This window comes from Agarivorans sp. OAG1 (genome assembly GCF_037076485.1).
GTDB classification, from domain to species: Bacteria; Pseudomonadota; Gammaproteobacteria; order Enterobacterales; family Celerinatantimonadaceae; genus Agarivorans; species Agarivorans albus.
The window spans coordinates 4,178,588-4,202,214 of the sequence record NZ_AP028990.1; the positions used below are offsets into that span (position 1 = coordinate 4,178,588).

The 23,627-nt window shown below is 44.1% G+C and carries 20 protein-coding genes; 9 read left to right on the forward strand and 11 right to left on the reverse strand.

Annotation, left to right across the window (positions count from 1 at the left end):
* Positions 1–273: 273 nt before the first annotated feature.
* The 6 genes from OAG1_RS19030 to OAG1_RS19055 all read right to left on the reverse strand — a co-directional run bounded on the left by OAG1_RS19030 (position 274) and on the right by OAG1_RS19055 (position 7,496).
* Positions 274–4,662 (reverse strand): PilC/PilY family type IV pilus protein, encoded by a 4,389-nt coding sequence (locus OAG1_RS19030; protein WP_338622354.1) that lies wholly within the window; start codon positions 4,660–4,662, stop codon positions 274–276.
* A 122-nt stretch (positions 4,663–4,784) separates the two neighbouring features.
* Entirely contained in the window at positions 4,785–5,180 is a 396-nt protein-coding gene (locus OAG1_RS19035; protein ID WP_338622355.1) for a type IV pilin protein, read from the reverse strand.
* A gap of 4 nt (positions 5,181–5,184) precedes the next feature.
* A complete protein-coding gene (locus OAG1_RS19040) occupies positions 5,185–5,700 on the reverse strand; it encodes a hypothetical protein (RefSeq protein WP_338622356.1) in 516 nt (171 codons plus the stop codon).
* A 2-nt stretch (positions 5,701–5,702) separates the two neighbouring features.
* The gene (locus OAG1_RS19045; protein WP_338622357.1) at positions 5,703–6,476 is read right to left on the reverse strand and encodes a PilW family protein; all 774 of its coding nucleotides are present in this window, start codon (positions 6,474–6,476) and stop codon (positions 5,703–5,705) included.
* Positions 6,464–6,979 (reverse strand): type IV pilus modification protein PilV, encoded by a 516-nt coding sequence (gene pilV, locus OAG1_RS19050; RefSeq protein WP_338622358.1) that lies wholly within the window; start codon positions 6,977–6,979, stop codon positions 6,464–6,466. The genes OAG1_RS19045 and pilV overlap by 13 nt, the downstream gene beginning before the upstream one ends.
* Positions 6,948–7,496: a GspH/FimT family pseudopilin gene (locus OAG1_RS19055; protein ID WP_338622359.1), complete on the reverse strand. Its 549-nt coding sequence runs from the start codon at positions 7,494–7,496 to the stop codon at positions 6,948–6,950. Before OAG1_RS19055 ends, pilV begins: the two co-directional genes overlap by 32 nt.
* A gap of 360 nt (positions 7,497–7,856) precedes the next feature.
* Between OAG1_RS19055 and OAG1_RS19060 the strand changes: the two genes are divergently transcribed.
* Together OAG1_RS19060 and OAG1_RS19065 are read left to right on the forward strand one after the other, a co-directional pair.
* Positions 7,857–8,279 carry a hypothetical protein gene (locus tag OAG1_RS19060; RefSeq protein WP_152783368.1) on the forward strand — a complete coding sequence of 141 codons (423 nt, stop codon included), beginning with the start codon at positions 7,857–7,859 and terminating at the stop codon, positions 8,277–8,279.
* Between the two features lie 20 nt (positions 8,280–8,299).
* Entirely contained in the window at positions 8,300–8,674 is a 375-nt protein-coding gene (locus tag OAG1_RS19065) for an acetyl-CoA sensor PanZ family protein (protein WP_338622360.1), read from the forward strand.
* A 50-nt stretch (positions 8,675–8,724) separates the two neighbouring features.
* On the opposite strand, the gene glpX is transcribed toward OAG1_RS19065, so the two are convergent.
* Entirely contained in the window at positions 8,725–9,732 is a 1,008-nt protein-coding gene (glpX, locus tag OAG1_RS19070) for a class II fructose-bisphosphatase (RefSeq protein WP_016402260.1), read from the reverse strand.
* Between the two features lie 71 nt (positions 9,733–9,803).
* Positions 9,804–10,409 carry a DUF4202 domain-containing protein gene (locus OAG1_RS19075; protein WP_016402261.1) on the reverse strand — a complete coding sequence of 202 codons (606 nt, stop codon included), beginning with the start codon at positions 10,407–10,409 and terminating at the stop codon, positions 9,804–9,806.
* Between the two features lie 169 nt (positions 10,410–10,578).
* Here OAG1_RS19075 and ald point away from each other — a divergent pair, with 169 nt between their 5' ends.
* The gene (gene ald, locus OAG1_RS19080; protein WP_338622361.1) at positions 10,579–11,694 is read left to right on the forward strand and encodes an alanine dehydrogenase; all 1,116 of its coding nucleotides are present in this window, start codon (positions 10,579–10,581) and stop codon (positions 11,692–11,694) included.
* Positions 11,695–11,949: 255 nt separating this feature from the next.
* On the opposite strand, the gene OAG1_RS19085 is transcribed toward ald, so the two are convergent.
* Both OAG1_RS19085 and rpoH read right to left on the reverse strand, forming a co-directional pair.
* Positions 11,950–12,432 (reverse strand): DUF4357 domain-containing protein, encoded by a 483-nt coding sequence (locus OAG1_RS19085; protein WP_016402263.1) that lies wholly within the window; start codon positions 12,430–12,432, stop codon positions 11,950–11,952.
* A 98-nt stretch (positions 12,433–12,530) separates the two neighbouring features.
* Positions 12,531–13,379: an RNA polymerase sigma factor RpoH gene (gene rpoH / locus OAG1_RS19090; protein ID WP_338622362.1), complete on the reverse strand. Its 849-nt coding sequence runs from the start codon at positions 13,377–13,379 to the stop codon at positions 12,531–12,533.
* Positions 13,380–13,724: 345 nt separating this feature from the next.
* On the opposite strand from rpoH, the gene cobA reads away from it, so the two are divergent.
* The 6 genes from cobA to OAG1_RS19120 all read left to right on the forward strand — a co-directional run bounded on the left by cobA (position 13,725) and on the right by OAG1_RS19120 (position 22,349).
* Positions 13,725–14,573, forward strand: a complete 849-nt coding sequence (gene cobA, locus OAG1_RS19095) for a uroporphyrinogen-III C-methyltransferase (protein ID WP_338622363.1) — start codon at positions 13,725–13,727, stop codon at positions 14,571–14,573.
* Between the two features lie 10 nt (positions 14,574–14,583).
* Positions 14,584–17,133: a nitrite reductase large subunit NirB gene (nirB, locus tag OAG1_RS19100; RefSeq protein WP_338622364.1), complete on the forward strand. Its 2,550-nt coding sequence runs from the start codon at positions 14,584–14,586 to the stop codon at positions 17,131–17,133.
* 11 nt (positions 17,134–17,144) lie between these two features.
* Positions 17,145–17,489 carry a nitrite reductase small subunit NirD gene (gene nirD, locus OAG1_RS19105; RefSeq protein WP_016402267.1) on the forward strand — a complete coding sequence of 115 codons (345 nt, stop codon included), beginning with the start codon at positions 17,145–17,147 and terminating at the stop codon, positions 17,487–17,489.
* Between the two features lie 85 nt (positions 17,490–17,574).
* Entirely contained in the window at positions 17,575–19,041 is a 1,467-nt protein-coding gene (locus OAG1_RS19110) for a NarK family nitrate/nitrite MFS transporter (RefSeq protein ID WP_040307297.1), read from the forward strand.
* A 65-nt stretch (positions 19,042–19,106) separates the two neighbouring features.
* Entirely contained in the window at positions 19,107–20,909 is a 1,803-nt protein-coding gene (locus tag OAG1_RS19115; protein ID WP_338622365.1) for a bifunctional protein-serine/threonine kinase/phosphatase, read from the forward strand.
* A gap of 138 nt (positions 20,910–21,047) precedes the next feature.
* A complete protein-coding gene (locus OAG1_RS19120) occupies positions 21,048–22,349 on the forward strand; it encodes an MATE family efflux transporter (protein ID WP_338622366.1) in 1,302 nt (433 codons plus the stop codon).
* Between the two features lie 75 nt (positions 22,350–22,424).
* Here OAG1_RS19120 and OAG1_RS19125 read toward each other — a convergent pair whose 3' ends face one another.
* Positions 22,425–23,582: a hypothetical protein gene (locus tag OAG1_RS19125; RefSeq protein ID WP_338622367.1), complete on the reverse strand. Its 1,158-nt coding sequence runs from the start codon at positions 23,580–23,582 to the stop codon at positions 22,425–22,427.
* Between the last annotated feature and the right edge of the window lie 45 nt (positions 23,583–23,627).

Here is a 23,627-nt window from a genome sequence, read left to right on the forward strand (position 1 = left end):
TTAGGCTATTGTTACCTCAAACTGGTTTGAAGCGACAACTAACAACCATAGAAAACCTGCTGAAATTTTAATCTTTAAGCAATAGAAATTTAGTGAAGCACTAGACAGTTTAAATTAGTAATATATTTGAAAAACATATATTTAAATAAACTCTCAGCCAAAACATATCAAGGTTATATAGAGAATATAAAAATGACCCAAATAGCAAATATATGATAAAAAAGGGAGCCGATTAAGGCTCCCTTTTTATTGTCTGATTTCCTACCCTGGCTCTTAGTGTAAGGTTCTTAAACTTAAACGCCCTGTGGGTGATTGGTAATCGTCGTAACAGAACATTGAGCCGTTACTTAAAGTAATACAATTCTTCTGAATAATTCCATCGTCACTAACTACTCCGTCAGTCAAATTAGGGTCAATAATCACCGAAGGTGCTGATGGAATCCCGTCATTTACTTTTTGATGAGAGCTTTCATCATCAATGGTATTTGTATCATCATTGGGATCGACATAATTTTCATTCCCAGAGTTCCAAGTAACGCCAGAATGTAAATTCATTTCCATGTACCAACCACTACCACCAGTTGTGCAAGGGTCCTCGTTCGGCAATAAAGTCGTAAAACTCAATTTGTTAGCCAACAATAAACTATTAGTTACCTGTCGCTCGCCATAGTTGTTTGTATTGTCATTCTGAGTATTCACCAAATCCAAATACCAGCCTTTGTGTGCTCCCCAGTCTATTGGATAGCTAGAGAGACGGCGGTTTCTTGAATCCTCTTCAATGATAGATTGACGTAAAAGACTAGTATAGACCTGCTCTCCATCAACCTCCTCTCGAGTATCGGTGTAATAAGTCTGATTCAACTTATCCCAAATCGCATAAACGGTTTGAGTTGGCTCACCAAGATACTTGTTATCGTCATTTTCAATATATTTACCTGTTCCAAAAGCCACCAGAACCCCTTGAGATAAGCCATTAGGGTGAATACCAACCGAAGGTTTTGTGGTTATAGCTTGCGAAATATACTCAGCGGGAGAGCCAGATTTATCCAAGCTAACCGCGGTAAATAGAGGTTTGTTATCTGAGTTATCAATCGTCCAATTTGAAGAGCTTGAATTAGAAATATCGAAAGCCCATAGATTGCCAAATAAATCGCCAACGTAGATACGATCAGCCACCCCATCGCTATTCTTGTCTACGACTGCTGGGCTAGCAAGTCCATTAGGCCTGCTTTCTCCAGTAGGATCATCACTACTTCCCACTCCAGTTTTTAAAGTGGCAATTAAACTGCCATCTTCGATATCAGCAATAAATAGCTGGCCTTCATCATCACTTGAGTTGTAGCCATTACTAAAAATAACCCCAGTTTTTCCGTTTGCAAGCTTTGCAATAGTAGGTGTTTCTCTTGTGTAACCTAGCCCACCATAACCAGAAGTGTCAGCATCGATTTCCCATTTAATCTTATTTTTATTTGGGCTCGACATATCGCTCACATCAATCGCATAAAGACCTTTAAATCCAGTACCCAAAGTACCTACAACAATAGTTTTATCATTATCATCGGTGAAGCCTGCAATACCACCATCAACAAAATACCTATGCGTGTAACTACTTTTAGTCAAACTATTTAGATCCGCGTAAACCTGACTAGGTATATAAGCCATTATCTCTTCGCCTGTAGCAACATCTAAAACATGAACCATGCCATCATTTGCGCCAAAAACTAATACAGGCTTCCCTACATCATGGCCGTTTACTTTGTCCACATAATATGGAGTAGAGTTAATTATGTCGCCTAAAGCTGACTTTCGCTCCCTCATGTTGTAAGCAAGATCTGGTGATTCGAAAGTTCTATCACCTCGCAAATAGTTAATAACAGCCGTAAGATAAGCAAGCTTTTCATCATCAGAACCATTTTGCCCGGCTAACAAAGCACCTATTTGATTAGAGCTTAAGCCATCATCAGCACCAAGCAAATCGGTAGGAACTACGAAATCAATAATTTCATTACTCTCATCATTTCGAGTATAAATTACTCGACTTGATGAAGATATGGCGTCTATTTTTTCAGCAGCTTGCCAAGACGGCGTATCACTAAAGCTCCCCCCGTTACTAGAGTAAGCTAAAACATCCCCGCTCCAAGCTTCACCTTCAAATCTTGTCTGGTACAAGAAAGCGCCACTGTTTAAAAAGGTGTTATTAAAAACAGGAGAAGTTGAAGATTGATCATCACCAAATGTGCTATCGAGCGCTTTACCAATCTGAGCTTGTAGCTCACCAGCATTAGTTACTGGGAAGTAATTGTCAGGTTCGCCAGATTGGTTTTTATCCCACTCGTCTGGATCTGGCATACCATTAGCGTTTGGCCCTTCATCTGAGTCTACAAAGGCTCCCCACTTAGCTGCATACCACAATGGTGAAGATAGTAAGTTTGCCGGCGTAGAACTTGGGAAGAATCGGCGAGTACGCACTAATTCCAAATTATCAACATTTGGATTAATAATCCGTAGACGTGAATTATTAGGAAATGGCAAATCATTTTGCTCAGGTGTATCAAGATAATAGTTGGTCAAACTACCGCCACCATCCTTTTTGTCTCTTACATCTAGATATATACCATCTGCATTCTCACCATCACCATTCTCAGCCCCTGAAATAACATAACCAGCGTGCTGATCGATGCTCCCATAAGCATAACTAGAGACTAAGCTTAACTCTAAGCCCTCCTTCGTGACACAATCAACAGGATCATCATAGTCTAGGCATAACTGTTTGACCTCATAGCTATACTCAACGATTAAATCCATGTCGTGGTCAGCACCTTGCTCAACATCTTCAAAGTTAATCCTAAACTTACCTTTGGTAGGTGATAACTCTTCGACATAATAATCAACAATAGTATTGGTGGGCTGAAACTCCCCTTGTGTTTTGTCAATGCTGTAACCTGACACAGACTTAGCGAAGGGAACTATTTTAATAATACTACCGTCAACTTTAACGTCTACCTCAGGTAATGGGGAAGAAATCGCCACTACCATAGTATTGATATTCTGCTTACCTTCTTTTGAAGGAAACAAGTCCGTCTTATGTCCATAATAAGCGACTCCAGCTACGGAGTAGCTGCCTTCTTTAGTCGGCTCGGCAGGTGATAAACCACGAATAGTTGATAAATCAGTGACGTCTTTAGCGGTAGGCGCACTTTTAGTATTCGACGTATCTCCAACTGACTCACCAACAAAATAATGACCATTATCTAACCCTTCTTCTGAGGAGATAGTTTTTAGAAGATTGGTTATATTAAAGCCATTAAGTGTAGAGCCTTGATAGTTAATAGCATTGCCTTCGCTATCCCGCTTAAGAAAGTCATCAAGTGTGCCAGGAAGCTCATCGGAATCATAAGATGGATTGATATCACTAATAACTAAGTTGTAAGGCGCTGCACAATACGAACGCTTGGCGGTAGCAGGGTCATCCCAATTCTCATAAGGATCATCCCAAGTGGCATATGGTAGGCCTAAAGTTCCGTCAATGGTGCCGCTACCGGCAGAATAGCTCGAACTTGCGCTCTTCTCTCCGTTAAAATAGCGAAGGCTTTCATAAAGCATTTCACCAACCGGATTACCCCAAGAAGTACACTCTCCATTGGTGATCGCCCTAGTCGCCACCCAACCACAGCCATATTCTTCAGAGTCATAATTGAAACCGTATATCTTCAACTTGTTGATGGTACTAACAATGCCATTAACGCTACTATCAAATATGCCGGAGTCAGATTTAACTTCTAAATTAAAGTCTCCCACCGCTTTGCGAAGTACACCACCCGATAGATTCTTGTCGTAGCTTCCAGTGATTAAACCAAACTCAATACTACCGCTTTCTCCATACTCATGAAGAACCCCTGTAGGTTTATAGTTTCCATCAGAGTACTCTTTACAGTTTTCTTCAAGAACACCTTCAACACACACTGCAACTCGTATATTGAAAGTATTATCGATCGTTCGATTAGAACTGCTTAGCACCGGCCGCTCGGTACTCGCCCACTCCCAAATGCTACCGGTAGGCTCATTAGGGTTACTAGCACTAGGAGCTACATCTCTTCTAACTTTTAATTTGGGAGTGCCACCATCGCTAAAAGAGGCTGTGCCAAAAAAATGCTTAGTGTTATCTTCTGGTAGCCCAAAGGGTGAATAATTCCTTATATCAAACTTATCGATGGCCACAGATGTATACATTTTCCCCCAACTATGTGCATCTTGTGGAATAAAAACACGCTCTAGAACTGTCTCACCAAGTGAATCGCCGCTTGCAGCAGTGTCGATGTATCGATATCCGCCGTATAAAACTTTGCGTAAGACGTCCATGCGAGACATAGTAAGATAATTTAAGAAATCGCCACTCCAAGGCCCAGCTCCCGATTGAGCACATGTTTTGTAGTCATTGGTATCAGAGTCTGATTGCGCAATACCTGAGTTGATAACCGCCTGTTTAGGTACAAACTTGCCAGACTCATACGCATAACAGCGGTTACTATCGAAGTAGCCTGCGTAATTTATTTTATTAGGTTTATAGGTAATATCTAACTCACCATCACCATCTAAATCAGAGGCATCATTATACGCTTCATAATAAAGTGTGTGGTCACGCCCCATTACTAACATAACCATTGGTGGTGGCTTACTAGCTGTATACAGAGGCTGCTCGGCTAAATCCAGCTGAGCAGCCTTAATACCAAGCGATACGGCCCCTAAAACCGAACAACAAAGTGCGGACTTTAAAAAACTATTCATTACCAACAATCCCCACTAGTTGAGCTTGTGTGACCGGTATGGGTGATTGATAAACTTTGGCAATCATCACTTGATTGAGAGCCTTTAGGCGTAGCGGTAAGTGTGTAGCTAGAAGCGCCAACATTACTTACTGTGAGGGTATAAATTTCATTAAATTCGGTGCTAGGGCTGTAGATAGTCAAGCTGGTTCCTGTTGCAGCACTAGCATAGCTAAGATGCATTGCGTAATAACTTTCCATTTTCTGAGCAGCTTCCACCAAAGTGCGCTTAGCTTCTTCTCTTTTAGTGCTTTGCACATGGCTCAAATAACTAGGGTATGCAATGCCCGCAAGAATGGCTACGATAGCAACGGTTATCATCACCTCTAGCAGTGTAAATCCTTTTACTTGTTTCACTACATTACTCCATAAATGCTACATAAGATTGTAGATAAGTTACCGCGCCACCTTCACCTTCCGCTTTCGAAGTAATACGTAAAAAGCGACGTTTAGGTACTTGTACACCCAATACTAAGCCGGAATCAACTCCACCATCCTCGATAATGTAACGAGGTGTTCCAGCCAAAGAATTGCCGCCAGCATCAGTCACTGCTGTCACTTTATTGGCCGCGCTCCAATTACTGTTATCTTGCCACCAAGTATCACTTGCAAAAGCAGGAGTCACTAGATTATTAGGTGTGTCTGGATTTAATAAAGCATCGGTATGATAGGCCTGCTGGCGAACTACAAACTCAGCTTCGTTCACTCCGGAAGTTGCACGAGAAAAGCTCATAGAGTGGTCTTGGTGTACCGCAGAGCCTTTACGGCCACTGGTGACTTGCTGGGCAATGGCAATACCAATCATCGCGATAATCACTACCATTACCAGGGACATGATTAGCGCCATGCCTTGTTGCTTAATACTGACTAAAGGCATATTTAGGTTCCCATATTTAATAGTAAAACAGTTTCACTCACCGCTTGGCGGATACTTCTATCATTCACCGAAATTTCTTTATCTAATACCTGATAGTCTCTGGTATTCGTCAAATTACTCATCGATACTTCCTGTGAAACCAGTAAGCCCACTTTGACGCGATTAACTTCATTCCAATCCGAGACTTCAGTGGCTGTATAGTACTTAAATGTACTGTCCTCGATACTTCCGTATAGCACTTGCAAATTATCTATGCTTTCGTCAAATACAGTATCGCCACTTGCGTCACGGCAAATCAATTGGTCACTAGTAGAAATAAAGAACACCAAGGTTGTTACTGTATCCGCCGCCAACTCAGAGCCGTCACAGGTATACATACTGGCATTGGGCGCTGCTGCACCAAAAAAGCGAAAAGCAATAACATCGGTAGCGGCTTTTGCGCCAGCAAAGGTGGTTTGGTCGTTTAAACCTTGCACCATTTGCGCTTCATCCCAAGTAAAGCCAAAACTATCGGCGGTTGAAACCAGCGGCAACAAGGTATTTTGATAGAGTTGGTTGTAATCCCGGAAGCCTGCTTGTTGCAAATAAAGACGCAAGGTTTGAATGCTCATCCGGTTTTTACTCACCAATAAATGGCTAGCTCGAGTGGCTTCATAGCTTTTTTGGTCACCGATCAAGGCTGCATATAAGCCTCCGACCACAATCAGTGACAATACCAAGGCGATCATTAACTCAACTAAGCCAAAACCACTTTGTTTGTGCATTACCTTACCCATACCGCTACCTCACTACATTGGTGACCAGCCCCACTGGTATCAGCATTACAGTTAGCTACCCCAGCACCTGATAAGTTGGCATCCCAGGTCATTTTTACAGTGACCAGGTTGTTGGCGTGTTGTATTGAAAAGCGTAGCTGGGGTATATATACAGAATGATTACCAAACCAATCAGCTAACTCAAACGCCGCAAACTCTGCACGCGTGCAAGTTTCGCTAATACAGTTTTTGGAACTGGTAGGGGCAGTGCCATCGGCAAGGTTATCGATATTAAACTCATTGTTTACGGTGGCTTCTGGCATGGCACTAAAGCGCTGTACAATATCTAACATGGCAATGTTAGCCGTTTGCGCAAAGCGGGCTTGGTGAGCAGTATTTACCGACTGGATCTGTAAAGCGGCATGCCCAAGTAAACCAATAGCAACAATAACTACTGCTATCAGCAGTTCAATTAAGGTAAAGCCTTGTTGTTTAGTTGCAGTAAGTTGTTGATGGCGAAGCATATTCAACCCTCCCCATGCGTGTAATGCTGATACGCTGGTCTTCATAATCGTTTGAAGGAGCACAAACAGTTAACTCACCAGCGGTAGCGTGACCAGTAGGGAAAAAACGTACCAAAGTACTAGTGCTCCCACTGGCAGAAGGACTATATTTCAATTCTCCGGATTGAGGCTTAGGATGGGCCGCAATGATTTGAGCCCCATCAGTCAAAGAACTATCTCTAGCAGTATCAAGATAAACCAACCAGCCCTTATTCGCTCCCCAAGCTGCTTCGCAACTTGTGCCATTAGTTGTGGGACAAACATAGGTAGAGAGGTTACTTCTAATCGCTTCTTGTTGAGCCACTATTAAGCTATTGGCAAGTAGATCGCGAGTGACCTTTTGCTTGTTGTCTTGCATCAAGCCTTGCATCGAGGGCACAGCTATTACTAGTACTATCACCAGAATCGCCACGGCGATCATCAGTTCAAGCAGGGTAAAGCCTTTGGCTACATAGCCTTGTTTGGAAATACCAAGCATTGCTTATCATCCATAACAGCAATAATCACAGCAAATAATGTAAAGCGAACCAGTCACTCCACAGGTAAAAAATTGATGAGACTATATAGTAAAAAAATCAATAAATTAGCGAGTCATTTTGTCAAACATACCTTGTATACACAATAAGCAGAGCAACAATAGTTGACAGATATCATACTTCGAACTACCACTTCTGTAATGCAGGGTTGACAGCATGAAATACTGTCTCAAATACCCAACACAATTTTGTCCGGCGAACCGTGTTAGCAACACTTTTCTTAACAAAGCCAGATAAAAATATTGGTGTGTAACAATGAAAATGTGTAATCTAAATCCACCAATAATCACGCAACTTTTTTTATGAAACCTCAGTCAGTACCTAGCTACGTTGATGATAACTATGTAAACAATGTTGTTAACGAATGTGTCAGTTTCATGAAGGGGAGTGCGCCGTGGTGGGTACAACAATCGTGTTTAGATTGCCGAGAATCAAAACAACTATTGCATTTATTTTTGGTCGCTTTTAGCACTTGGAGAAAGCGCCGAGCGCAACCTAACCATAAGCGAAATATCGAACCCAATAATCTATTCGACCTTGGACCTCTCATTTACGACTTGAGCTATACCCTTAATCAATTAGCTAACCAAGACAAAGACTACCTTAGTGAAGAGTTAAAAGGTGCAATTAAACTTATTCACCAAGATGCTCAGCATTTCTTAAAAAGCTGGCACAGTCTCGATATAGAACAAATTACCGATACACCACTCTCTCAAGTTTCTTAATTTATACAGTTAAAGGTTTTATGCGTTTATCTTTTCAAGCTATTGAAAACTGGCAACAGCACGCCAGTGATTTATCGAAAATATCCAGTAATCTAGAGCCCTCACAGTGGCAAGAATGGCAGCAAGCGGCTCAACTCTACAGCTGTACGTTTAATCAGCGTGTAGTTGCATATTGTGTTGTAAGTTGTAATAAACAACAGCTATTAGTGCAGCGCTTTCACGTACGAGATATTACTCAACGCCGTGGCATAGGCTTGTTTATGTTCCAGCAGCTTCTGCAGTTAGCGGCTCAAAAGGGTCTAAGCCAACTCACTTTTCCGCACAGTAACGATCCAGCCGTGCTGGCCTTTTATCAGCATCTTGGCTTAAACAATCAATTCACCTTTCAGCTATAAAAAAACCAGAGCCATGGCTCTGGTTTTTTGTACCTTTACTACCCGTATTACTACAAAATAATCGACTTCAAATCATCGTTTTTACGATCTAAATAGTGGGTTGATTGTATTTTACGAATAGTACGCGTTTTACCACGAACCAATAGCGTTTCGGTGGTGGCAATATTACCTTGGCGATTAATGCCTTCCAGTAAATCACCCTTGGTAATGCCCGTCGCCGAAAATATCACATTGTCGTTTTTGGCTAAGTCATTCAACTGCAATACGCTATTTACTTGAATATCTTCTGCTTCACAGCGACGAATCTCTTCTTCACCAATTGCGCGATTTTCCGGGGTATCTTCTTTTACCTGGTGACGTGGAATTAAACGGCCTTGCATATCACCGCCTAAAGCGCGAATTACCGCCGCCGAAATAACCCCTTCTGGCGCTCCGCCTACACAGTACATCATGTCAACTTCGCTAAGCGGCATACACGATAAAATCGATGCAGCTACATCCCCATCAGGAATCGCAAAGACTCGAACACCTAGCTTTTGCATCTCAGCAATCACTTGGTCATGACGAGGCTTAGCCAAGGTAATCACTGTCATATCGCTCAGCTCTTTGCCCAAGACCGACGCAACCATTTTAATGTTGTGCTCAAGAGGTTGGTTTAAATCGATGCAACCTTTGGCTTCCGGTCCAACTACCAACTTTTCCATGTACATATCTGGTGCACGTAAGAATGCGCCTTTTTCGCCTACAGCAAGTACGGCAACAGCATTGTTTTGACCCATTGCGGTCATGCGGGTGCCTTCAATAGGATCTACCGCAATATCTACACCTTCGCCACCGGTACCAACATGCTCGCCAATGTAAAGCATCGGTGCATCATCAATCTCGCCTTCGCCAATAACCACTTCGCCATCAATGTCGATGTCATTGAGCATGATACGCATGGCTTCAACAGCTGCGTTATCAGCAATATTTTTATCCCCACGCCCCAACCACTTATAACCAGCTAATGCTGCGGCTTCGGTCACACGGGAAAAACGAAATGCCAGATCTCTTCTCATCAGATACGCCTAATCAACTAAAAATCGTGACGAATACTAGCACAAGATTATGTTTTATTCAGCTTGAAAAGCTAAGCTAAGGCCTGCTTTACCAAGCTTAGCGCTTCGTCAGACAAATCTAGTGCAAGTGCTGCTTGCTGGCCTTGTTCAGACATTTTTGCCCAGGTTTTTTGCACAATGCTAATCACTTTCTCTTGAGCATGTTTATTAGCAAATTCAACAAAGTAGTACTTTAAGAATACCAAGCAAATAACATCTTCAAGGGCTTGAGTAAGCGGATTTCGTTTTAGCTTTTCTTTACGTAATAAACTGGCAGTAGCATCAATGAGGGTTTCATCTAAATTGTGCTTACGCATTATTTCAGCACACAACTCAGCATGCTTTTTACCTAAATCGCTGCGCCATTTTAAATAGCCAGCTCGCCCTTCTGGGTAATCACTTCGTAGTGATAGCCAACGGCCAATGTGCTGAGCTCGGGCAGCAATTTGTAATTCAGCTGGAGGTGCTAACATAAAATCATGTAAGCAATTAGACATGCGCTTACCGTACAAAAATTCTTTGGCATGCTCGGTTCCTAACTCATCTATCTCCTTATTTGGGTCATTTAAGTTAAATTGATCGATATCGTTTAAAACCTGATTCAGAATATTTTGCTGCATGATTTGCGGTTTTCCCATAACTTTGTTTTATCCTTTAACAAGGGCACAACATATCCTACCGAAAAGCCAAAAACAACACAGACGGTTACACCAAAAAACAATTGCATTATCAGCGCATTTAACTATATGTTAATAATTAGAGCGGCATATATGACCAACATATATATCTAAAAAGGAGTTAATCGCTATGCTGATTGGTGTACCTAAGGAAATAAAAAATCACGAATATCGTGTGGGAATGACACCCGCCAGTGTGAATGAGTTAATTCAACATGGCCATCAAGTCATTGTTGAGACTCAGGCCGGCGCAGGTATTGGCTTCAGTGATGCTGATTACCAAGCGGTCGGCGCGAACATCTCAAACACTGCCGCGGAAGTATTTGCCGCAGCCGAAATGATTGTGAAAGTAAAAGAACCACAAGCGGTTGAACGCGCTATGTTGCGTGAAGACCAGCTATTGTTCACTTACTTGCACCTCGCTCCCGACCCAGAACAAACTTATGATTTAATAAAATCTGGCGCAGTTTGTGTGGCTTATGAAACAGTAACTAGCCCACGTGGTGGTCTTCCTTTGCTGGCACCAATGTCAGAGGTTGCGGGCAGAATGGCGATCCAAGCAGGCGCACTTGCCTTAGAAAAATCTAAAGGCGGTCGCGGGGTATTACTGGGTGGCGTGCCAGGGGTAGAGCCTGCCAAAGTTACCGTAATTGGCGGCGGCATGGTTGGTCGTAATGCTGCACAAATGGCTGTTGGAATGGGTGCAGACGTCACCATACTCGATCGCAGCATTGATGTACTTCGCAGTGTTGATGCTGAATACCATGGCCAACTTAAAACGGTTTACTCAACGACCAGCAGTATTGAGCAGCATGTATTAGAGGCTGATTTGGTGATTGGTGGTGTATTGTTACCAGGTGCCGCTGCGCCCAAGCTTATCACTAAGGATTTGGTTAAACGCATGAAGGCTGGCAGCGCTATTGTTGATGTTGCCATCGACCAAGGCGGTTGTGCCGAAACCTCAAAGGCTACCACCCATCAAGATCCTATTTATATCGTGGATGATGTGGTGCACTACTGCGTTGCAAATATGCCAGGCGGCGTGGCTCGTACCTCTACCATGGCACTTAATAATGCAACTTTACCTTACATCATCACCCTCGCTAACAAGGGATATAAGCAAGCACTGCTAGAAGATGAACACCTACGCAATGGCTTAAACGTAATGCATGGCAAGTTAACTTGCGCCGAGGTAGGCGAAGCCCTAGGCATTGAAACGGTCGACCCTTTAGAGCTACTGGCCTAAGTCACAAAAAAGAGCGCTTAGGCGCTCTTTTTTATATCTGTCTAGTTAACCTGAACTCGGGATAAGGAACTGACGATAACTCCGCAAACCAGTACTTAATCTAATTTCATGTTTCTGGCGAGATAGTTTTGCTTAGTTCAAGGAGAAGCTGCGCGTCAATAGCTAGCCTATTGCAAGTGGCTTCAACACCGAAATAAGTAAAAATAGTCGTTAGAAACCGGTTTATTGTCCCGAGCTCAGATTAATTATTAAGCCTTAGCGCTTTTTGCCATACCCGCGATCTTTAAGGCTGCGCCCCCATTTATCTAACCAAGCATCTAAGCCACTGCGAGCATTACCAGCGATTAAGCAAGCAGCGGAGCTGGGGCTAGAGAATTGATAATCACGCATAAACTCGTAACCATCGCCTTGACGGCAAAGAACAGTATCTTCAAGTAACTGCTCGCGTAGTGCCAACACTGCCGGACGTAACGACTCCGCCCCACCACCATTGGCAGTTGAACCTTTCACTACAGTAAAGCCGGGTTTGTTTTTAGCGCCAGTAGGGTAACCATGCGCAACCGCTTGCTTAACGCTGAACGAATATTCAGCGGATATGGTGTGCTGACTGCTCTCAACCACTAGCTCACGTAAAGACAATAGCTGCTGATACAGTTCAATAGGTAAAATTGCAGCGGTTTTGCGGCCATCACCGTCAATAACAAAATTAACTTTAGAAAGTTCGAATGGACCGTCCATGTCAGACCATGTATTAGAAAGTTTGTGCAAATTTAACACAGGCAAGCGGCAGATTTGAATATAAAAAAACCTCGCTAGGCGAGGTTTTTAATAAGTTTTTATTCCATGGCTGCTTTGAGCTTCTTCATGGCATTTTTTTCTAGCTGCCTAATCCGCTCTGCAGAAACTTGGTAATGATCTGCCAATTCTTGCAAAGTGGCTTTGTCTTCATCTAACCAACGGCGCTGCACAATATGCGCATTTCGCTCGTCTAGGGTATTTAAAGCGGCTCTTAAGCGATTAGCTGCAGCAACTTCCCAGTTTTCTTTTTCAACAAACAGGGCTACATCAGAAGACTTATCTTCCAAGTACTGAATCGGCGCAAAACTGCCTTCACGCTCATCATCATCGGCGGCTAAATCAAAGGCTTGGTCTTGGGCACTCATTCGAGATTCCATTTCCAATACGTCTTTGGTGCTTACACCAAGGTTCTCAGCCACCATGTTTACTTCGTCATTACTAAACCAGCCTAAACGCTTTTTAGATTTACGAAGATTAAAGAACAACTTACGTTGTGCTTTAGTGGTAGCAATTTTAACCATACGCCAATTACGTAATACGTATTCATGAATCTCCGCTTTAATCCAATGCACAGCAAAAGATACCAAACGAACACCCACTTTAGGGTCAAAACGTTTTACGGCTTTCATTAAGCCTACGTTGCCCTCTTGAATTAAATCGGCTTGCGGCAAGCCATAACCTGCGTAATTTTTAGCGACATGCACTACAAAACGTAGGTGCGACATAACTAATTCGCGAGCTGCTGTTAAATCACCCTCGTCGTATAAACGAGTAGCAAGCTCTTTCTCACGCTCAGGCGTGAGCATATCAGCGCGATTAACTGATTGAATGTAGGCTTCAATGCTCCCTTGCGGGACTAGCGCCATAGATGCATTTACTTGATCCATTTCAACCTCTAAATATTACTCGGTCAACGAGTCTACCATAGCCAATTAGCAAGATCTAACCCCCTATATAGCAGGCTGCGCGGCTTTGCGCAGTCTCACTTGTTTCCAGATATATGACGCACTAAATCAGAGATAGTTCACATTTTTAAGCACTTTCTAGGTGCGCAATTTTACCAAATAGGTGCAAGTTATCCCTTAAGGAGTATAGACAGTTGGAGCTCAATAAAAATTTCAAAAACCTCTAACTCGTTGATAAAAAATGATTTTAATCAAGTTTTAGTGTTTTTTTTGCTACTGGCACCATGATTGCGTCATAGCTGGCATAAGTAATTGCGAGACAGTGATATGAGCATACAAAGAATTAGCCAACATCCTAAAACAAGTCAAAAGCAGCCTATTGAAACAGGCATGGTTGACTTAGTGGGTGCTGGCCCTGGCGATCCAGAGCTGCTCACCTTAAAGGCCCTACGCAGCATAGAACAAGCAGACCTTGTGTTATATGACCGCCTAGTAAGCGAAGAAATCTTAGCGCTTATTCCTAGCAACACTAAAGCTATTTACGTAGGCAAAGCCAAAGCCAATCACTGCATCCCGCAAGAACAACTTAACCTCTATATGGTAGACAAAGCTAAACAAGGTTTACGTATTTGTCGCCTTAAAGGTGGAGACCCATTTGTATTTGGTCGCGGCAGTGAAGAACTCAGTGTTTTACATGAACATGACGTTCCAGCTCGGGTTATTCCTGGTATTACTGCTGCATCTGGCTGTACTAGCTACGCGGGTATTCCGCTTACTCACCGTGGCCTAGCCACTGGTTGTAGCTTTATTACTGGCCACAAACAAGATGGCAAATTAGATATCGATTGGGCCCAACTGGCGCAACTCGACCACACCTTAGTGTTTTACATGGGGCTGAGCAGCTTGCCTGAAATCAGCCAACAGCTACAACGTTTTGGAAAGAGTGCAAAGACACCTGCCGCATTAATAGAAAAAGGCTGCCAAAGCGATCAACGCGTTGTTACCGGCCAATTAGACCAGTTACCTACGCTCGCCAGTGAACACCAATTGCAATCCCCTACATTAATTGTAATCGGTGAAGTGGTATCACTGCGCGAGCAACTCAACTGGCTAAGTAAGTTAGACGCGAACCAGAACCAATTTGAATTAGAAAATAGCGCCGCTCTAAGCGCATAGGAGAGAGTACATGGAACGTATCATCGTTGTTGGTAACGGCATGGTTGGTCACCACTTCATTGACCAATTGATACAGCAAGACAAGTTAGGCCAAGTTCAGGTAACCACTTTTAGTGAAGAGTCGCGCTTAGCATACGACCGCGTGCAATTATCAAGTTACTTCTCGGGTAAAACCGCAGACGACTTGATGATGACCTCTCCTGAATACTATGACGAACATGGCGTTCAATACTTTGTAAACGACAAAGTTGTTGAAGTATTGCCTGAAGAAAAGATTGTAGTTACCGCAAGTGGTCGCCGCGAAAGCTACGACAAACTGGTGCTAGCTACCGGTTCTTACCCATTTGTTCCGCCAATTCCTCGTCCAGACGATCAAGCGGCACAAGAAAACATCTTGGTATACCGTACCATTGAAGATTTAGAAGCCATGACTAAGTCAGGCGAAAACTCAAAAGTAGGTGTAGTTGTAGGTGGTGGTTTACTTGGCTTAGAAGCCGCTAAAGCACTTAAAGATCTTGGTATGGAAACTCACGTTGTAGAATTTGCACCTCGCCTAATGGCTGTGCAAGTGTGTGACGGTGGCGGTGCAATTCTTCGCACTAAAATAGAAGAGCTTGGCGTACAAGTTCATACCGAGAAAAATACCAAAGAAATTGTGGCAGGTGAAAACACTCGCTACCGCATGAACTTTGCAGACGGTAGCAGTTTAGATACCGACATGATTTTGTTCTCTGCAGGTATTCGCCCACAAGATCAGTTAGCACGCGAAACCGGCCTAGAGCTTGGTCCTCGTGGCGGCATAGTGATTAACAATCAATGTCAAACGTCTAACCCAGACATTTACGCGATTGGTGAATGTGCCTTATGGGAAGGCAAAATTTTTGGCCTAGTAGCCCCAGGTTACAGCATGGCTAAAGTAGCCGTCGACCATATCGCCGGTGAGCAAGCTAAAGAATTTGCCGGTGCCGACATGAGCACCAAGCTTAAGTTGATGGGTGTAGACGTAGCCAGTATTGGTGACGCACACGCTAACACCGAAGGCGCTTTAAGTTACAGCTTGAGCGACGAAGCCCGTCAAGTGTACAAAAAAGTTGTTACCAACGCCGCTGGCGACCGTTTGTTGGGCGCAGTATTGGTAGGTGATGCCGACGATTACGGCAACTGGTTACAATTGTTCTTAAACGACATGCCACTGCCAGTAGCACCAGAATACTTACTGGTACCTTCATCAGAAGAAGGTGCAGCTTCGGCGATGGGTGTTGATTCACTGCCAGACAGCGCACAAATTTGTTCATGTTTCGACGTAACCAAAGGGCAAATTTGCCAAGCAGTACGCGACGGCGCAACCAGCATGGCTGATATTAAAGCCACTACAGGTGCCGCAACCGGCTGTGGCGGCTGTAGCGCATTAGCCGTTCAAGTGATGAACGCAGAACTAGAAAACCTAGGCGTTGAAGTTAGTAATGACATTTGTGAGCACTTTGCCTATTCACGTGCCGAGCTAGCCGACATTGTACGCGTTAAGAAAATCAAAACCTTTGAACAGTTGCTTAAAGAACACGGAACCGGACATGGCTGTGAAATTTGTAAACCAGCAGTGGGTTCTATTTTAGCCACTTTCTGGAACGACTACGTTCTTACCGATGACCATATTGCTCTACAAGATACCAACGACATCTTCTTAGGCAACATGCAAAAAGATGGCACCTACTCAGTAGTACCTCGAGTAGCTGGCGGTGAAATTACTCCAGACAAGCTAATTGCCATTGGTGAAGTGGCCAAAGAGTTCGACCTATACACCAAAATTACGGGTGGCCAGCGGGTTGATTTATTTGGCGCGCAACTGCACGAACTACCGAAGATTTGGGGCAAGTTAATTGATGCGGGTTTCGAAACTGGCCACGCCTACGGTAAAGCATTACGTACCGTTAAGTCTTGTGTTGGTTCAACCTGGTGTCGTTACGGCGTGCAAGACAGTGTTGGCATGGCGATTCTGCTAGAAAACCGTTACAAGGGCCTACGCGCCCCGCACAAAATTAAGTTTGGTGTGTCAGGGTGTACTCGTGAGTGCGCTGAGGCACAGAGCAAGGATATTGGTGTTATTGCAACTGAGGGCGGTTGGGGTCTGTATGTTTGTGGTAATGGTGGTATGCGCCCTCGACACGCCGACTTATTCGCTACCGATTTAGACGACGTAACCCTAATGCGCTACATCGACCGCGTATTGATGTTCTACGTACGTACTGCCGACCGCTTACAGCGTACCTCGGTATGGTTAGAAAACCTTGAAGGCGGCCTAGATTACCTAAAAGAAGTGGTTATCGACGACAAACTCAACATTTGTGAAGAACTCGAAGCAAACATGAATCACGTAGTAGAAAGCTACCAGTGTGAGTGGAAATCTACGATTAATGACGAGAAGAAACTGCAGCGCTTCAGCCAGTTTATTAACGCCGACGAGCCAGACAACAACCTGCAATATGTTCGTGAGCGTGGCCAACGTCGCCCAGCTACCGAAGAAGAACGTATTCAAACCATCGAAATTGTAGAAGCACCATAACAAGGAGAGTGATGATGAGTGAATTAGCTACAGAAACTTGGACCGAAGTTTGTCGCAAATCGCAGCTTAGCCCAGGAACCGGTGTTTGTGCCTTAGTCAAAGGCAAACAAGTCGCCATTTTCTGGGAAGGAATTAGTGACCAAATATTCGCCATAAGTAACTACTGCCCGTTTGGCAAAGTAAACATGTTGTCTCGAGGCATTATTGGAGACTTCAAAGGCGAATTAATGGTGGCATCTCCCCTTTACAAGCAACGTTTTAGTTTAAAAACCGGCCAATGCCTAGACGACGACAGCGTCACTATTCCTACCTTCCAAGTGAAGGTAGAGGGTGACAGCATCAAAGTCGCCGCTTAATAAAAAATACTTAAAAAAATAATACTAAACCGCGCCGCTACGGCGGCGTGGTAGGAAACGCTTTAACTTTTTTAGAGACATTATGATGAGTGCAGAAAAATTTAACCTGTTTTCCTTTACCGGAAAAATGAAAATACTACACATGAGCTGGATGGCTTTTTTTATTACCTTTTTGGTGTGGTTTAACCACGCACCATTAATGGCCAGCATTGCTGCCAGCCTAGGTTTAACTTCCAGCCAAATTAAAACCCTACTTATTCTAAACGTAGCCTTAACCATTCCTGCGCGAATTGTTATTGGCATGTTTACCGACCGCTTTGGTCCACGCCTTACCTACTCTACCCTGTTGGCAGTATGTTCTATCCCTTGTTTCATGTTTGCCTTTGCTAATAGCTTTGAGCAAGCCGCTATCGCTCGTTTCTTATTGGGCTTTATTGGCGCCGGCTTTGTAGTGGGTATTCGTATGGTATCGGAGTGGTTCCCAGCTAAAGAGTTAGGTACTGCAGAAGGTATTTACGGCGGTTGGGGTAACTTTGGTAGCGCAGCTGCAGCTATGTCACTTCCTACACTAGCTATTATATTTGGCGGTGAAGACGGCTGGCGTTATGCAGTTGGCCTTACCGGTTTAATCAGCCTTGTGTTCAGTGTTATTTACTACAAAAACGTAAGCGACACGCCTAAAGGCTCTACCTACTTTAAGCCAAAAAATGTTGGCGCAATGGAAGTAACCACCAAAGGTGACTTTGTATTGCTGCTAATTATGAAGGTTCCAATGTATGCCACCCTTGCTTTGTTAGCATGGAAACTGTCTCCAGCTGGCGTAAAAATGCTAAGCCAAGAAGTGGTATATGCGTGTTACGCGGGCTTAGTTGCTTTATACGTTCTGGATTTTTGGAAAACTTACCAAGTAAACAAAAACATCTTTGTTAAGCCAGTTCCAGAAATTGAACAATACAAATTTAAGCAAGTAGCGGTATTAAACGTATTGTACTTCGCAACCTTTGGTTCAGAGCTAGCGGTAGTATCTATGTTGCCATTGTTCTTTAGCGAAGTATTCGAACTAGATATGGTTTACGCGGGCCTACTCGCCTCTGCTTATGCCTTTATGAACTTAGCTTCTCGCCCAGGCGGTGGTTGGATTTCGGATCGATTTGGCCGTAAGAAAACCCTATTAGTATTAACCGCTGGTTTAGCCTTAGGTTACTTTGGCATGGGCCAAATTGACGGAACTTGGCCACTATTCCTAGCAGTAGCAATGGCCATGGCATGTTCATTCTTTGTACAAGCTGGTGAAGGCGCAGTATTTGCCGCTGTACCGCTTATCAAGCGTCGCTTAACCGGTCAAATTGCCGGTATGACAGGTGCATACGGTAACGTAGGCGCAGTATTCTACTTAACCGTGTTAAGCCTAGTAAGCTACCAAGCGTTTTTCTACGTAATTGGTGCCACTGCGGTGTTAGGTTTTATCGCCTTATTGCTTCTAGAAGAGCCGAAGGGCACTATTGCTGAAGTAGGCCCAGATGGCGAAGTAACGCTAATCAACGTTAGCTAAGCCAGCCCCGTATAGCGGCGTGCGCCTTAATTGGCCACGCTGCTTACCTCAAGGAAGCGATCTTAGTGTTAGAAGAACAGCAAACTGCAGCGGCCACCCCAGCCAGCAGTAACCGAGTTAGTAACAGCGAAAAAGCATCCTCTGAAGCTAGCAACAAGTTGGAGGCGTCTTTTGGAGGCGCCTCCATTCCTGGTCCCAAACCAGAAAACCAAGATGCATGTGTAGCCAAAATCCCCGAGCCATGGACCCGATACTACAAAGGTGTTGTAGCAGTGCTGGCCGACGGTTTAAGCAGTGCAGAACATGCCAAAATGGCTGCTCAAATCTCGGTTACCCAATTTGTTGAAGACTACTACGCAACCCCAGAAAGCTGGTCGGTAAACAAATCTACCGCTCAAGTCGCCAAATCGCTGAACAATTGGCTATTCCAACAAGGTAAACAAACAGGCTCTTACGCCTGTACCCTATCAACACTAATTATTAAATCGCGAGTCGCCCACCTTTTTCATGTGGGTGACAGCCGCATCTATCGCTTTCGCGCGGGCAAACTACGCCAACTAACCCGTGACCATGTGCAAATTCGCGGTAAACAAAAAAACCACCTCACTCGTGCTATGGGTGTGGATTCGAGCCTCGAGTTAGATTATTCCACTCGTACCGTAGAGACTGGCGATATCTTCATGCTAACCAGCGATGGCGTGCACGATGCACTAAGCGAACAGCAACTGGTTAAGCTATTACAAGCCAAGTTTTCAAGCTTAGAAGAACAAGCCAGTGCCATTGTTAATGCTGCGGAATTAGCAGGCAGCGACGACAATATTAGCGCCATGCTAGTTAACGTTGATAACGTGCCTGAAGCCGAGCTGGATGAAAGCCGCGCACAGCTGCTGCACTTGCCTATTCCACCGGTAATGTCGGTTGGCAATAAAATCGACCAATACCGCGTTAGTGAGATCCTGCATACCAGCCCACGTAGCCATGTGTATTTAGTCGAAGAACTAGATGAACAAGGTAATAGCAATGGGCGTGTACGTATTCTTAAAGCGCCCGATGCCAGTATGGCCGACGACCAAGAATACTTTGCCGGCTTTGCCCGCGAAGAGTGGGTTGGCCGCGTGGTTAGTAATCCTTATATCATGCGCACCTTCGAGCCTATTGGTACTCGCCGCTTTCGTTACTTAATCGCCGAATACGTACCTGGCATTACCCTTCGCCAATGGATGGATAAGCACCCTCACCCACCCATTCAGCAAGTAGTACGCATGCTGCAAAAACTGGCTAAAGCCTTGCGAGCCTTACGCCGTTACGAAATGGTGCACCGCGATCTTAAACCCGAGAACATTATTATCACCGCCGACGACCAACTTAAACTGGTCGACTTTGGCACAGTGCAATCGGCCGAACAACTTGAGCAAGATGAAAAAAACACCACACCGGTTGGCTCGGTGCAATACATCGCACCAGAGTATTTAGTGGGTGAAACGGGTCGCCATCGTAGCGACATTTTCTCGTTTGCGGTGATTGCTTACGAAATGCTCTCTGGCAAGTTGCCCTACAAGCAAGCCAGCCGTGAGCAAATTGCTCAGCGAAATTACAGCGACTGGCACTATCAAAACATTCAGCATTTCCGCAATGACATGCCCGATTGGTTAGACGCCGCTTTAGAGCAAGGCTGCCATCCTAAACCACAGCAGCGTTATCAGAGCTTGTCGGAACTGATTCATGACTTACAACATGCCAATCCCAAACTTAAAGCCAGCTATCAAGCCAAACCCTTAATCGAGCGTAATCCGGTGCGTTTTTGGCAATCAACCACCTTATTTTTGCTGCTAGTGGTGATATGGCAGTGGGCCAGCCAACTTAATTAACTTTCATAAATATAAAGTTGATTTACATAAAGGCCTAGTTACTAGGAAGTGCCTAGTATAAGCGCAATTTCTTGCTAGTTTGTGGTCAGCATGTCGTCTACTACCCAGAGTAAAACCCTAAAAAAAGGACTGTTTGGAATGGCCTTGCCTATTTTTGGCGAGTTCATGCTGAACATGTCGGTACCGGTATTTGACGCGCTATTCCTTAGCCAAGTCTCTGATCAAGCCGCCGCATCGGTAGGTGCAGTGATGCCTTGGTTCTCAATGGCCATTGTATTTTTCTCGGCCACAGGCATCGCTGGCGCAAGTTTGGCATCGCAGTACATGGGCAAACAAAACTATCAACGGGCTAATTTGATTCTAGCCGGCTTGATAATACTCGGTGTACTTGCAGGGCTACTCTGCGGGCTATTCTTTGTAAGCCAAGCCAGCAACATTGGCCAATGGATGAGCCTTCCTCCAGACATGAGCCTATTAGCCGCCGAATACTTAGTGCTCGCTGGGGCGGGTGTGGGCTTTATGGGTTTACGAATGACCTTAGCCAACATCTGTAATAGCTATGGTCAATCTCATTGGAACACCATTTCGGCGGCGCTCATGCTGGTCACCAATATTATTGGCAATGGCGTGTTGGTATTGGGCTGGTTTGGCGCAACACCAATGGGCGTGACTGGGGTAGCCTTAGCCAGCTTAATTGCTTGGTTGCTAAGCCTTAGCTTTAGTTTGTTAGTGGTATTGCTGTTAATAAAAGTGAAGCTGCCCTTAGCCGAGGCGATTAAACAGCCAGCTCTTAGCCTTAAACCTATTCTAAAAATTGCCGTACCTTCTGCGCTCGAGCCCTTCTCTTACCAAAGCTTTGTGATGGTCATGAACTTAATGATTGTCCAGTTTGGCGAAACCTCGCTCACCGTGCGTATCTACGCACTAAACATCTACGTTTATTGCACCATGATGCTAGTCGCCATAGGCATTGCTAATACCATGTTAGTGACCCAACTTGCAGGTGCTGGCCACTTTGAACGTTGCCACCAACAAATGCGCCAAGGCATGCGCTGGGGCTTAATAGCGGTGGCTATTGTTGCCAGCATTATCTTTATCTTTCATCAAAGCTTACTAGGTTTATTTACCAGTAACCCTGAAGTACTCGCCCTAGGCGTGGTGGTATGTTTAATTCACAGCCTTAACGAGCCACTAAGGGCAATTAATATAATCAGCGGCAATGTATTGCGCGGTTGTGGTGACGCAGTGTTTGTTACCGGTAACGCCATTGCGGTGACTTGGCTATTCTCAGTACCACTGGCCTACTTTACCGGCGTTTACCTAGGTTATGGTTTATATGCGGTGTTACTAGCAGGCATGGTAGACGAGTTCCTACGTAGCCAAATAAACTGGCGCCGCTGGAAGAGCGATAAATGGAAGCGTAAGTTAGCACCGGACTAAACTTTAAGTTGGGTATTAAAACGAGAAGTAGTTTAAATAGCTTCTAAAATTTAAACCAATGAGACCTAATAACGCTTAACGAGTAAGAGCAGTCACCACAAAATAGTCTTCGTCAATTGTGTTGTCTAGGTTAGCCCCACAAGCACGTCGATTACTTCTATCAATAACGTACCTCATTACTCCAAGTAACTCATCAGAACGACGATCACTAATTTCAATTGTGTAATGCTTAGGCCCCGACCATTTCAACCTACGAGCCTCATACAAAGCTTGCTCTATGTTGTAATACACCAAAATATCCGCTTCTACAGCATCAACGCCAGAGTCTACAGTATTAGTTAAAGACTGAGGAGCTCCATAAAAAGGTTCTTCAAGTTTGAGAGTTACCTCTTCTACTCTAACTAAGTCCGATTCTCCTTCGCTTAATTTGAGGGTTAACTCCCTTTCGAACCGGTCTCCATAAGCCTCATATAATGTTCTTTTGAGTCTCCCCTCTTGATTCAATACTATTTCAGCATGTTTAGAATCAACGACTTCTTGATTAAGAGTGCTCAAGTAAGCAACCGAACGTACTTTGCCTGAAGGGCGAGCAAAATACTCAACACCTGTATCTTCACAGAGTTTATGGAAATCCTTATTCATCTTCCAAGATAAAGAGACCGGAGACCAAGACAGCACAGACAGCAAACTAATTAACATAAGCGTGAACAAAGGTATGGGTAGCGCCCATAATAAAATGCTCGCCGGAAAGAAAGGATCAAATATCCTTGGAGCCTGCCGAAAACTCTCAATTTCTTTTAGTACCGATGAACTACCTACAATAGTTACCAGTATTACAAACGGCAAAGCCAAGAATACTGAACCTATCATGAACAACCCACCGTGATTCATCCCTTTATATTTTAAAGCTAAGGCTTCAAAAAATAGCGCCACTATCCATATTGAAGCAATGCTCAAATGACGTCTAAAAGGCGGTGACATAATCGCCTTTCGATGAAAACTAAAGGAGATGAAGATGCCCACAATCAAAAAAGCAGGAAGCCAAATATTTACGCTGATCGCAGTTAGCATTTTTATGCCACTGGGTGTGCTAGACCAGACAGAAGGAAGAATAATGAAGTGTTTATCGATTATGAGATGAAGAAAAGAAATGTTCAGTAATATAGCAAATATGGAGAAAAGTGCCGGCAGAGCAAGTGCTAGATTAAATAACCTGAAGGCTGAGGCCGGCATGCAGAATTACTCCATTTTTGAATAACTAGCTATTTCTCATTCCGC